The following is a 12,055-nucleotide window of genomic DNA, read 5'->3' as shown; positions in this document are numbered from 1 at the left end:
GCTCAAGACTCGACACCCTAAGCCCTCATCCTGAGGGCCGCCGGAGGCGGTGTCTCGAAGGACGAGGGCGCCTCCAGAGATGGCTGGATCCTCCTTCGAGACGCAGACTGCGTCTGCCCTCAGGATGAGGTTGGAGGAGTTTCCACGCTTGTAGTCGAGCTTACTCTCGGGCGATCTAATTTATTCAGGCTTCTTGAATCCCACCCGAGGCGGTAGGGACAGCAAGTATTCGGCCATCGCCTGACGATCGGCGTCGGGCAGTTGAGCGGTATTGGCCACGACGGCGCCCATCGGGCCGCCGACCGTGTCGAAATTCGGCGTCTCGCCGGTCTTCAGCAATGTAGCGACTTCCTCGGGACTCCAGCCGCCGATCCCGCTCTGATGCGGCGTGATGTTGGGCACAGTGCCCCTGCCGCCTTCGGGATCCGGGCCGCCGGCGAACCGGCGATCCTCAACGATGCCGCCGGCGAAGTTGCGCTCGCTGTGGCACTCCGCGCAATGCCCTGGCCCATTCACCAGATAGGCGCCCCGGTTCCAGGTTGCCGGCTTGGACGGATCTGGCCGGAAGACCTGCCCGTCCAGGAAGGCCAGCTTCCAGAGCCCGACGCCACGGCGGATATTGAACGGGAACGGGAGGTCGTGGCCGGGGGCCCGTCCCTCGACGGCGGGAAGAGTTTGCATGAAGGCGAAGAGATCGCCGAGATCTTCCGGGCTCATCCGCTGATAGCTGGCATAGGGGAAGGCGGGGTAATAGTGGCGCCCGTCGGGGGACACGCCTTCGCGCATGGCGCGGACGAAATCGGCCGCGGTCCAGGAGCCGATACCGTCCTGCTTGTGCGGCGAGATATTGGGAACGTGGAAGGTGCCGAAGGGGGATTTCAGCGCATAGCCGCCGCCGAGCCGCAGCTTGTCCGCCTGATTGGGAACCGCGTGGCAGGAGGTGCAGCCTCCGGCGAAGAACAAGATGCGGCCGTTCTCCACATCCGGAGCGCGGCCGGCAGCGGCGGCAGGCTCCGGACGGATGAGGCGATAGGCCGATGGCGAGGTCAGAGCCAGGAACCCGAGCACCCCGAGAATCGCCAGGGCGGCCAGGCCGATGAGCGCCTTACGCATCCACTGTTCTCCAAACGAAACGGGCGGCCCGTCGGCCGCCCGCGCAGATATGGGTCTCTCAGCTCTTGCGGAAAGTCTGGTGGCAGGTGCCGCAGTTCTGGAGAACCTTCGGCAGCTCCGCCTTCATGGTCGCCTCATCCTTGATCGACGCCATGGCGGCCTGGGCGTCCTGGCCGAACTTCGCCAGGATCGAATCGAACTGGGCCTTCGAATCCCACAATGCCGGCAGGGCGGCAGTCTTTTCCGCGCCCTTGGTGTCCTCGGTGAACAGCGGGCCCGCCTTCTGGGCGTTCTCGGCGAAAACCTTTAGGCCGGCCTGAACCTGCGCGGCGTCGAATGGCGCCTGCCCACGCAGCATGCCCCCGAGCGTGCGGGACTGAGCGCCCATTTCCTTCATCAGAGCCTGGCGTTGCTCCACCTTGTTGCTCTGGGCGATGGCGGCAGTCACTCCGAAGGCCACAAGGCCGGCGACGAAAAGTGTACGCTTCATATGTTCTTCCCTCATGGGCGCGATTCGACGGTGTCCCTACGAACCGTCGTCAGCGGGCCGGCATTAGCGCACATCTCGCCAAGCTTGAGCACTCCACCTTAGAACAAATCTATGTGAAGAGCCGCCGATGACCTATTCGACCGGTTCGCCCGCGGCGGCCCAGTCCTTGAAGCCGCCCTTGTAGTGCTCGCGGATATCGAGACCGGCCCCTTGCGCGAATTCGAGCGCCCTGACCGAGCGGACGCCGGCGGCGCAGGAGAAGACCACCCGCTTGCCCTGGGGCAGCGCGGAGGGGTCGAAGGTCGAGAGGGGTTGGGACACGGCGCCCGGAATGTGTCCGGCAGCGAATTCATGAGGCTCGCGCACATCGACCAGCACGAACGAGCCTTCGCGGAGCCCCTGCTTGACGGCCTCGCGGTCGAGATCGATGACCTTCGGCGCTTCACTCATGAAAAATCCTCCCTGCGAGGAGCCACTCATACCGGCTTGGCAGGGAGGAGCGCAATCGCGGTTTAGGCCAGCGGCGGGATCCGGAGCACCCAACCCGGCTGGATCAGATCGGGATCCTTGACCGGCGGCGAATTGGCCTTGACGATTTCCGTATATTTCGCGCCCTTGCCCTTGCCGTAATGCTTCTCGGCGATCTCCCAGAGAGTATCGCCCTTCTGGACCGTGTACATGGTCGAGGGAGAGGATGGCTGCTGCACCTTGAGCTCGGAAGTGTCGACCTCGGCCACGCCGTAGGTGTTGCCAAGGGAGAGGATGATCTTCTCGGCTTCCTCCTGGTTGGTGGCCTGACCCGACAGTTTCACCTTGTCGCCCTCGACCTGGATCCCGAGCTTGGTTGCATCGAAGCCATGACCCTGAACCTCCTGCTGCAGCTTCTCGGGAGTTGCGGCAGCGGCGCTTCCGCCAAAGATCTTGGCGCCCGCCTCTTTGATGAACTTGAACAGACCCATGTCGTCCTCCTCTTGGCCACTTGGCTTACGATGGCCAAGCTGTGATGAAGACGCGTGGTTGTGCCAACGGTTCCGATCAGGCCAGACTCGAGAAGACATCGGCGAGCGACGGCAGGCGCTCCTTGAGCCGGAGCAGCGCGATCAACTCGATCTGCACGATGGCGGCCTCGAACTCTTGGTCCGTCTCATGATCCAGCCGCTCCTCGAAGGCAGCCAGGATCTCGTCCTTCGAGCGCCCTTTCACGGCCATGATGAACGGGAAGCCGAATTTCTGCTTGTAGGAATCGTTGAGCTTCAGGAATTGATCGCGCTCTACCGCGGTCAGGGTGTCGAGCCCGGCGGAGGATTGCTCGCCCCTCGAATCGGCGGTGAGGTCGGCGAGCTTGAGGCGCCCGGCAAGATCGGGATGCGCGTTGATGAGCGCAAGTTTCTGCTCGTGCGTCGCCTCGGAGAGCACTCGCACCATGGCGGCGTGAAGTCCCTCCGCAGTATCCTGCCCGGTGGCGAGGCCGGCATCGTACGTTCGCTCGGCGATCCAAGGCGAATGCTCGAAGATGTCGCCGAAAAGCTCGACGAACAGAGCCTGGTTCATGGTGCTGGGTCTCACGTCGGCGGGACGGTGGCGGCGGATCCAGTGCCGGGCGATGTCGATGCGCTTGGCGATCCAGACGTTCTCATGAGAAGCGACGTAATCGAGGAAACGGGCGAGCGCCGCGGCGCGCCCGGGACGGCCGACGAGACGGCAATGGAGACCGACCGAGAGCATCTTCGGCGCGGTCTCGCCTTCCGCATAAAGCGTGTCGAAACTATCTTTCAGATAGGCGAAGAACTGATCGCCCGAGTTGAAGCCCTGCGGCGTGCCGAAGCGCATGTCGTTGGCATCGAGCGTATAGGGAACGATCAGCTGCTGCCTTTCGCCGTGAGCCTCCCAGTAAGGCAATTCGTCCGCATAGGAATCGGCGCTGTAGAGGAAGCCGCCCTCCTCCGCGACGAGGCGATTGGTGTGCTCGGAGGTGCGACCCGTGTACCAGCCGAGCGGGCGCTCGCCCGTCGCCTCCGTGTGGATGCGGATCGCCTCGTTCATGTGGGCCCGCTCCTCTTCCGCCGAAAAGTCCCGGTAATCGATCCATTTGAGGCCGTGGCTCGCGATCTCCCAATCGGCTTCCCTCATCGCGGCAACCGCTTCCGGGTTACGCATCAGGGCCGTGGCGACGCCGTAGACGGTCACCGGCATGCCGCGCTCGGTGAACATCCGCCACAGGCGCCAGAAGCCGGCCCTAGAGCCGTATTCGTAGATCGACTCCATGCTCATGTGCCGCTGGCCGAGCCATGCCTGAGCGCCGACGATCTCCGACAGGAATGCTTCCGAGGCGCGGTCGCCGTGGAGGATGTTGTTTTCCCCGCCCTCCTCGTAATTGATCACGAACTGGACACAGATCCGCGCATCGTTCGGCCAGCGCGGATGCGGCGGATTGCGGCCGTAGCCGACGAGGTCGCGGGGATAAGAACTGTCGGTCACGTCAGCTTCCTCGATAGGTGGAATAGCTCCAGGGCGAAACGAGGAGCGGAACATGGTAGTGCCCATCGGGTTCGGCGATGGTGAAGCGGATCGGCACGAGATCCAGGAAGGGCGGATCCGCCGTGGCGGTCGCGACGGATCGGAAATAGGCCCCCACGTCGAAGACAAGCTCGAAAGTGCCTACCCGAAAGGCCTCGCCGATCATCAGCGGTGCATCGGTGCGTCCATCGGCATTGGTTGTCGTCTTAAGGATCGAACGGCGCTGGTCACCCTCGATGGCGAAAAGCTCGATGGCGACGCTCTTGGCGGGCTTGCCGTTGGCAGTATCCAGAACGTGGGTGGACAGGCGTCCCATGAAACCTCGCGGAGAGAGTATGGCCGGATCGGGAATAGTCCCTGAAATCTTTCGGGCTGCCGCCCCGGCGTCAAGCCATCCGGCTGGCATCGGCAGCAGAAAGGCCGAAGGATCGGGACGGACTTCCTGTTGAAAAAGCGCGAAACCGGCCTTTCGCAAATGATATCACCGCAGAGCATCGGACCCAAAAGTGGACTGCACTTTTGGGGTTCATCCGATGCTCCTTCCTGACGAACGCATCGTCGAGGGCGGACCCAGAGGGCCGCGTCAGCGAAAACCGAGTCCACTTTTCCGCACGATGCGCTAGGGTAAGCGCTCTTTCCATCGCCCAAGGACCTGCATGATCGACCCGCAGATTTCCGAGTGGATCAGCCAGATCATCCGCTGGACCCACGTGATCACCGCCATCGCCTGGATCGGCTCGTCCTTCTACTTCATTCACTTGGATCTCAGCCTGAAGAAGCGGGACGGCCTTCCGGAAGGCGTAAGCGGCGAGGCGTGGCAGGTTCATGGCGGCGGGTTCTACAACATGCGCAAGTACCTTGTTGCGCCGCCCGAATTGCCGAAGGAACTGACCTGGTTCAAGTGGGAAAGCTATTCCACCTGGATCAGCGGCTTCTTCCTCATCGTCTGGGTCTATTACCTTCACGCCGATCTCTACACTATCGATCCAACTGTCCGCGCCCTCGAGTTCTGGCAGGCGCCGGCCATCGGCATCGGCGGCATCGTGGTGAGCTGGTTCGTCTATGAGGGCCTGTGCCGTTCGCCGCTCGGCAGGAACGGTAACGTTCTCGGCGTCGCGCTCTTCGTCTATATCCTTCTTGCCGCCTTCGCCTTCACCCAAGTCTTCAACGGCCGTGCCGCCTTTCTCCATACCGGCGCGATGATCGCCACCTGGATGTCGGCCAGCGTCTTCTTCATCATCATCCCGAACCAGAAGAAGGTGGTTGCCGAACTGCTGGCCGGTCGCTCGCCCGACCCGAAGCTCGGCAAGGAGGCCAAGCTCCGCTCCACTCACAACAACTACCTGACCCTGCCCGTCATCTTCCTGATGCTGTCGAACCATTACCCGCTCGCATGGTCGTCGCGCTATGCAGTCGCCATCATCGGGCTGATCGTGATCGCCGGTGCGGTCATCCGGCACTTCTTCAATTCGCAGCATGCCGGCAAGGGCTCCCCCTGGTGGACCTGGGCCGTCGCGGCGCTCTGCATCTGGACGGCAATCTGGCTATCGATCATCGGCAAGCCCGGCTACGCCAACCTGTCGAACGCTCCGGCCGCCACGACGCCGGCTGCGGTCACCGCCTCCTTCGATGAGGCGGTCCTCACGATCCAGTCTCGCTGCTCCATGTGCCATGCGGCCGAGCCGGTCTGGGAGGGCATCGTCACCGCTCCGAAGGGCGTGCGCCTCGACACGCCCGAAGAGATCGCCCGCCATGCGGAGATCATCCGCATCCAGAGCGTGCTCACCCATGCCATGCCGCCGAACAACATCACCGAGATGACCCTGGACGAGCGTAAGGCCGTGGCAACCTGGCTGGCAGCACGGGACACCGCCACCCGCTAGCTACCCTGTGCCCTGCGCCAATAATCATATTAATGGAGGACACCAGTGACCGAACTCACCCTGGATACAGCTCAGAAGATTGCAGCCGCCACTCTCAAGACCGCCCGGGAAAAATCCTTCAAGCCGCTCGCGGTGGTCGTCTACGACGCCCGAGGCGCCCTGAAGGCCCTGCTTGCCGAGGACGGCACGAGCCTCAAGCGGGCCGAGATCGCCATGGGCAAGGCCTACGGCGCCCTGGCCCTCGGCGTCGGCACGCGCGCGCTGCACAAGATGGCGGTGGACCGGCCGTATTTCATCGCCTCCGCCACCCATGCCGTCGGCGGCCAGCTCGTGCCAGTTCCGGGCGGAGTCCTGATCAAGGACGCCCAGGGCGCGACGCTGGGCTCCGTGGGCGTTTCGGGCGATACCTCCGACAATGACGAAATTGCCGCCGCAGGCGGGATCGAGGCCGCCGGGCTGGTCTTCGACACGGGGGCCTGAGGCCCCCAAATATACTCAAGTCTTTGTTATTTCAGGTTTCTCCAAAATTTTGGGATAGTACTGGACATAAACAGTTGATTGATCAACAAATAGGGCAAGGTTACTGCCCTACAGGCTCTGACCGAAAACATTCCAAGACTCTGATATAAAATTCGAAAGGGAACGCGTCCGATGTCATCATGGATCAAACGCACGGCTCTCGCTGCCGTCGCCACGGCCGCCCTCATGGGCGCCGCGTCGGCTGAAACCGTCTACAACCGCGCCAATTCAGGCGAGCCCGAGACGCTCGACACCCACAAGACCTCGACCGTGCAGGAAGCGCATATCCTGCGCGACATGCTCGAAGGCCTCGTCACCTACAGCGCCAAGGGTGAAGCTGTTCCCGGCCAGGCCGAGAAGTGGGAAATCGGCGACGACGGCAAGACCTATCGCTTTACCTTGCGCAATGGCCTGAAATGGTCGAACGGCGATCCGGTGACGGCCGAAGACTTCGTTTATTCCTATCGCCGCATCATGGATCCGGCGACGGGCGCGAAATACGCCAACATCCTCTATCCCATCAAGAATGCCGAGAAGATCAACAAGGGTCAGGGCAAGCCCGAGGAACTCGGCGTGAAGGCCGTCGACGCCAAGACCGTCGAGATCACCCTCGAGTCGCCAACCCCCTACTTCATCGAGCTGCTGACCCACCAGACCAGCCTGCCCGTGCACAAGGCCTCGGTCGAGAAGTTCGGCAAGGACTTCGTGAAGCCGGGCAACATGGTGACGAACGGCGCCTACAAGCTCGTCGAGTTCGTGCCGAACTCCCACATCAAGCTCGCCAAGAACGAGAACTACTACGACGCGAAGAACGTCCAGATCGACACGGTCAACTACTTCCCGACCCCGGACTTCGCCGCCATGGTCCGCCGCTATGAGGCCGGCGAGCTCGACACCACCGACGACGTGCCGGCCGACCAGATGAAGTCGCTCAAGGAGCGCTTCAAGGATCAGGTCCGCCTCGGTCCGTATCTCGGCACCTGGTACCTCGTCGTGAACTCCTCCAAGGCCCCCTTCAATGACGTGAAGGTGCGCCAGGCCCTCTCCATGCTGGTCGACCGGGAATTTGTCGCGGAGCAGATCTGGGGCCAGACCATGCAGCCGGGCTATTCGTTCATGCCTCCGGGCGTGGGCAATTACGGCGATCCGGCCTACATGAGCTACAAGGACCAGTCGCCGATCGACCGCGAGGAAGCCGCCAAGAAGCTTCTGACGGAAGCGGGCTTCGGCCCCGGCAAGCCGCTGAAGGTCGAGATCCGTTACAACACCACGGATAACAACCGGAACTCGGTGATCGCCATCTCCGAGCAGTGGAAGCAGGCCGGCATCGAGACCTCCTTCATCAACACGGACGGCAAGACCCACTTCGCCCATCTGCGCGACGGCGGCGACTTCGATGTAGCCCGCTACGGCTGGATCGCCGATTATTCGGATCCGAACAACTTCCTGTTCCTGCTCAAGAGCGACAACAAGGGCTTCAACTACGGCAAGTACAACAATCCGGAGTTCGACAAGCTGCTCGACGGCGCTGCCAAGGAGCTGGACCTCAAGAAGCGCTCCGACATGCTCAAGCAGGCCGAGGCGATGCTCATGAAGGACATGCCCTGGATCCCGATCATGTACTACGGCAAGAGCAACCTGATCTCGCCGAAGATCAAGGGCTTCGTCCAGAACACCCGCGGCGTCTATCCGACGCGGTATCTGTCGAAGACGCAGTAAAAATAAATCTGATAAGGGGGGCGGTCTGCTTGTCAGGCCGCCCTATTCTTTTACTGTTATGCTGTAGCAGCAGGAGGAGCTACCCGTGCTCTCCTTCATCCTTCGCCGTTTCCTGTCGGCCATCCCTACCCTTTTCATCATCATCACCATCTCGTTCTTCCTGATCCGGCTCGCTCCGGGCGGACCGTTCGATCTGGAGAGGCCTCTCGAGGCCAAGGTGATGGAAAACCTCAACCGGATCTATCAGCTCGACAAGCCGCTGATCCAGCAATACTGGCTCTATCTCGGCGCCGTCATGCGGGGCGATTTCGGGCCCTCCTTCATCCTGCGCGACTTCTCCGTGGGTGAGCTCTTCGCCCGGGGCCTGCCGATCTCGATGACGCTCGGCGGCCTTGCGCTGTCCTTCGCGATTATCGTCGGCGGCACCCTCGGCTCCATCGCCGCCATGCGCCAGAACAGCACCGTCGACTATTTCGTCACGGGCATAGGCGCTCTGGGCCTGACCATCCCGAACTTCGTGGTGGCCCCGATCTTCCAGATCGTCTTCGGCCTGACGCTGGCCTGGCTGCCCGTCGCCGGATGGGCCAATGGGAACCTGCGCAACCTCATCCTCCCGGTGCTGGTGCTGGCCCTGCCGCAGATCGCGGTCGTCTCGCGCATGACCCGCGCGGCCATGATCGAGAACCTGCGCTCGAACCATATCCGCACCCTGCGCTCCCTGGGCCTGCCAACCCGGGTCGTCGTGGTTCATGCCCTGCGCGGCGCGGCCCTGCCCGTGGTATCCTATCTCGGCCCCGCGGCGGCTGCCCTGCTCACCGGCTCCGTGGTGGTCGAGACCATCTTCGGTCTGCCGGGCATCGGACGCTACTTCGTCGAAGGGGCGCTCAACCGCGATTACACGCTCGTCATGGGCACGGTCGTCGTGGTGGCCGTCTTCGTTCTGCTGTTCAACCTCGTGGTCGATATTCTCTACGCCCTTATCGATCCGCGCATTCGCTACGAGTGAGATCTCCCATGGCTGAAGGCGCCGTTCTTCCTGTCGAGATCATGACGGGACCCATCACCGGACGTTCCCTCTGGGCCGAGGCCCGCGGACGTCTCATCCGCAACCGGGCCGCTCTCACCAGCATCATCGTGCTGGCCCTGGTCGCCCTCGCCTGCGTCTTCGGGCCGTTCTTCACGGGCCATCCGTTCGACCGGGTCTACCCCGACTACGTGAAGGTGCCGGCAAGCCTGGAGGCCTACCCCAAGGCCGACCAGGTCGAGCCGAACATCGAGCGCATCGGCGCCCGCGTTCGGGCAAAGGCCGAGGGCATCACCATCGACAACGATGTGGTTCACATGACCCTCGTGAGTTCGAGCGCCCGCCCGATCGACGAGCGGCTTCTCGCCTATTTCGAGCGCTCGGACCTGTTCGGACCGGCCCGCGTCGTCGAAAAGCAGCAGGACGGCCAGCGGCTCGTCGTTGACGTGCCCCTGAAGCGCCAGCACTTCATCTTCGGCACCGACACCAACGGCCGCGATCTTCTGACCCGCACCATGAAGGCGGGCCAGGTCTCGCTCGCCATCGGCCTGCTCGCGACCTTCGTCGCGATCCTGATCGGCGTGATCTACGGCGCGACCTCCGGCTATCTCGGCGGACGCGTCGATCTCGTGATGATGCGCATCGTCGACATTCTCTATTCCCTGCCCTTCATCTTCTTCGTGATCATGCTGGTCGTGTTCTTCGGCCGCAACTTCGTGCTGATGTTCATCGCGGTCGGCGCGGTCGAGTGGCTCGACATGGCACGCATCGTCCGCGGACAGACGCTCTCCATCAAGCGGCAGGAATACGTGCAGGCCGCGGAGGCGCTCGGCGTCGAGACGAAGGGCATCATCCGCCGCCACGTGATCCCCAACACGCTCGGACCCGTCGTGGTCTACATGACGCTCCTCGTGCCGAAGGTGATCCTTTTGGAAAGCTTCCTCTCCTTCCTCGGCCTCGGCGTCCAGGAGCCGAACACCAGCCTCGGCGTTCTGATTTCAGAAGGCGCCAAGAACATCCAGGGCGCGACCTGGATGCTGATCTATCCCTCCATCACGCTCGTCACGATCCTCTTCTGCCTGAACTTCATCGGCGACGGCCTGCGCGATGCTCTCGACCCGAAGGATCGCTGACATGAAGGACGCCACTATTCCCGAACCCGTGCTTTCCGTCCGCAATCTTCACGTCCGCTTCCGCACCGGCGACGGCATCCTCCATGCGGTGAAGGGCATCGACCTCGACATCAATCCCGGCGAGACCGTCGCCATCGTCGGCGAATCCGGATCGGGCAAGAGCCAGACCATGATGTCGGTCATGGGTCTTCTCGCCTCGAACGGCTGGGCCGAGGGCTCGGTGAAGTACCGCGGCCAGGAGCTGGTCGGCCTTTCGCCCGACCGGCTCAACAACTATCGCGGCTCGAAGCTCACCATGATCTTCCAGGAGCCGATGACCTCGCTCGATCCGCTCTACCGGATCGGAGACCAACTCGCGCTGCCGCTCACCGCCCATGGCGGCCTGAGCAAGGCTGCCGCCCGCAAGCGCGCCATCGAGCTTTTGGAACTCGTCCGCATCCCGGATCCGGCCCGCCGCATCGACGCCTATCCGCACGAGATGTCCGGCGGCCAGCGCCAGCGCGTGATGATCGCGATGGCGCTCGCCAACAACCCGGACGTGCTGATTGCCGATGAGCCGACGACCGCGCTCGACGTGACTGTCCAGGCGCGCATCCTGGAGCTGCTCGCGGATCTGCAAAAGCGGCTCGGCATGTCGATCGTGTTCATCACCCACGACCTCGGTGTGGTGCGCCGTTTCGCCGACCGCACCTATGTGATGAAGCGCGGCGAGGTCGTCGAAAGCGGCACCACCGCCGATATTTTCGCGGCCCCGAAGCATCCCTATACCCAGATGCTGATCGATGCTGAGCCGACCGGACGCAAGGAGCCTGTGGCATCCAGCGCACCCCTGGTGCTCGAAGCCAAGAATGTCGGCGTCCAGTTCACGCTCGAGAAGAGCTTCTTCGGCAAGTCCACCCACGTGCTTCGTGCCGTCGACGACGTGAGCCTGCGGGTCCGCGCCGGTGAGACCGTGGGCGTCGTGGGCGAGTCCGGCTCCGGCAAGTCGACGCTCGGCCGCGCCATCCTGCGCCTGCAGCCGGCATCCGGCCTCGTGCGCTTCGAGGACCGGAACCTCATGCCCCTCGATCGCGGCGGCATGCGGCCCCTGCGGCGCCATCTCCAGCTCGTCTTCCAGGACCCGTTCGGTTCCCTCTCCCCGCGCATGACGGCGGGCGAGATCGTGACGGAAGGCCTCCTCGTCCACGAGCCGAGCATTTCCCGCAAGGAGCGCGACCGCCGCGCGGCCCAGGCCTTCGAGGAGGTGCAGCTCGATCCGGCCGGGCGCAACCGCTTCCCGCACGAGTTCTCGGGCGGCCAGCGCCAGCGCATCGCCATCGCCCGCGCCATGATCCTGCACCCGAAGCTCGTCGTTCTCGACGAGCCTACCTCGGCGCTCGACCGCTCGGTGCAGAAGGAGATCGTCGAACTGCTGCGCGGCCTGCAGAAGGCGCACGGCCTGGCCTATGTCTTCATCAGCCATGACCTCGCCGTCGTGCGCGCCCTCTCGGACGAGATCATGGTCATGAAGAGCGGCAAGGTGGTGGAGCGCGGCACGGCGGAGGAAATCTTCGATCGGCCGCACGAGGAATACACCCGCGATCTCATCGCGGCTGCCTTCCTTACCGAGCGCGACAAGGCCGAGGCGGCGGCCCAGCCCCTCGCTTCCTGAGACGTG

12 protein-coding genes are annotated in these 12,055 nt (G+C 63.3%); 6 read left to right on the top strand and 6 right to left on the bottom strand.

Features of this window, described 5'->3' with window-relative positions:
* Positions 1-180: 180 nt before the first annotated feature.
* The 6 genes from BB934_RS20410 to uraH all read right to left on the bottom strand — a co-directional run bounded on the left by BB934_RS20410 (position 181) and on the right by uraH (position 4,436).
* Positions 181-1,113, bottom strand: coding sequence for a c-type cytochrome (locus tag BB934_RS20410; protein ID WP_099511267.1), 933 nt, complete (start codon positions 1,111-1,113; stop codon positions 181-183).
* A gap of 58 nt (positions 1,114-1,171) precedes the next feature.
* Complete coding sequence (locus BB934_RS20405; RefSeq protein ID WP_157934237.1) at positions 1,172-1,603, bottom strand: c-type cytochrome; 432 nt, start codon at positions 1,601-1,603, stop codon at positions 1,172-1,174.
* Positions 1,604-1,735: 132 nt separating this feature from the next.
* Positions 1,736-2,053, bottom strand: coding sequence for a rhodanese-like domain-containing protein (locus BB934_RS20400; RefSeq protein WP_099511265.1), 318 nt, complete (start codon positions 2,051-2,053; stop codon positions 1,736-1,738).
* Between the two features lie 62 nt (positions 2,054-2,115).
* Positions 2,116-2,562 (bottom strand): peptidoglycan-binding protein LysM, encoded by a 447-nt coding sequence (lysM, locus tag BB934_RS20395; protein WP_099511264.1) that lies wholly within the window; start codon positions 2,560-2,562, stop codon positions 2,116-2,118.
* 76 nt (positions 2,563-2,638) lie between these two features.
* Entirely contained in the window at positions 2,639-4,081 is a 1,443-nt protein-coding gene (puuE, locus tag BB934_RS20390; protein ID WP_099511263.1) for an allantoinase PuuE, read from the bottom strand.
* Position 4,082: 1 nt separating this feature from the next.
* Positions 4,083-4,436: a hydroxyisourate hydrolase gene (uraH, locus tag BB934_RS20385; protein ID WP_099511262.1), complete on the bottom strand. Its 354-nt coding sequence runs from the start codon at positions 4,434-4,436 to the stop codon at positions 4,083-4,085.
* A gap of 340 nt (positions 4,437-4,776) precedes the next feature.
* On the opposite strand from uraH, the gene BB934_RS20380 reads away from it, so the two are divergent.
* From BB934_RS20380 to BB934_RS20355, 6 genes are all read left to right on the top strand, one after another.
* Complete coding sequence (locus BB934_RS20380) at positions 4,777-6,003, top strand: urate hydroxylase PuuD (RefSeq protein ID WP_099511261.1); 1,227 nt, start codon at positions 4,777-4,779, stop codon at positions 6,001-6,003.
* 45 nt (positions 6,004-6,048) lie between these two features.
* Positions 6,049-6,483 carry a GlcG/HbpS family heme-binding protein gene (locus BB934_RS20375; protein WP_099511260.1) on the top strand — a complete coding sequence of 145 codons (435 nt, stop codon included), beginning with the start codon at positions 6,049-6,051 and terminating at the stop codon, positions 6,481-6,483.
* 171 nt (positions 6,484-6,654) lie between these two features.
* On the top strand, positions 6,655-8,241 hold the full coding sequence (locus tag BB934_RS20370; protein ID WP_099511259.1) for a peptide ABC transporter substrate-binding protein: 1,587 nt from the start codon (positions 6,655-6,657) through the stop codon (positions 8,239-8,241).
* An 85-nt stretch (positions 8,242-8,326) separates the two neighbouring features.
* Entirely contained in the window at positions 8,327-9,247 is a 921-nt protein-coding gene (locus BB934_RS20365) for an ABC transporter permease subunit (protein ID WP_099511258.1), read from the top strand.
* A gap of 8 nt (positions 9,248-9,255) precedes the next feature.
* A complete protein-coding gene (locus BB934_RS20360; protein ID WP_099511257.1) occupies positions 9,256-10,398 on the top strand; it encodes an ABC transporter permease subunit in 1,143 nt (380 codons plus the stop codon).
* On the top strand, positions 10,373-12,049 hold the full coding sequence (locus tag BB934_RS20355; protein ID WP_173909479.1) for an ABC transporter ATP-binding protein: 1,677 nt from the start codon (positions 10,373-10,375) through the stop codon (positions 12,047-12,049). The genes BB934_RS20360 and BB934_RS20355 overlap by 26 nt, the downstream gene beginning before the upstream one ends.
* The last annotated feature ends 6 nt before the right edge of the window (positions 12,050-12,055 follow it).

The sequence above is a fragment of the Microvirga ossetica genome (assembly GCF_002741015.1).
GTDB lineage: Bacteria > Pseudomonadota > Alphaproteobacteria > Rhizobiales > Beijerinckiaceae > Microvirga > Microvirga ossetica.
Note: the sequence above shows the minus strand (reverse complement) of the source record. Positions and strands in the feature narration are given on the sequence as shown.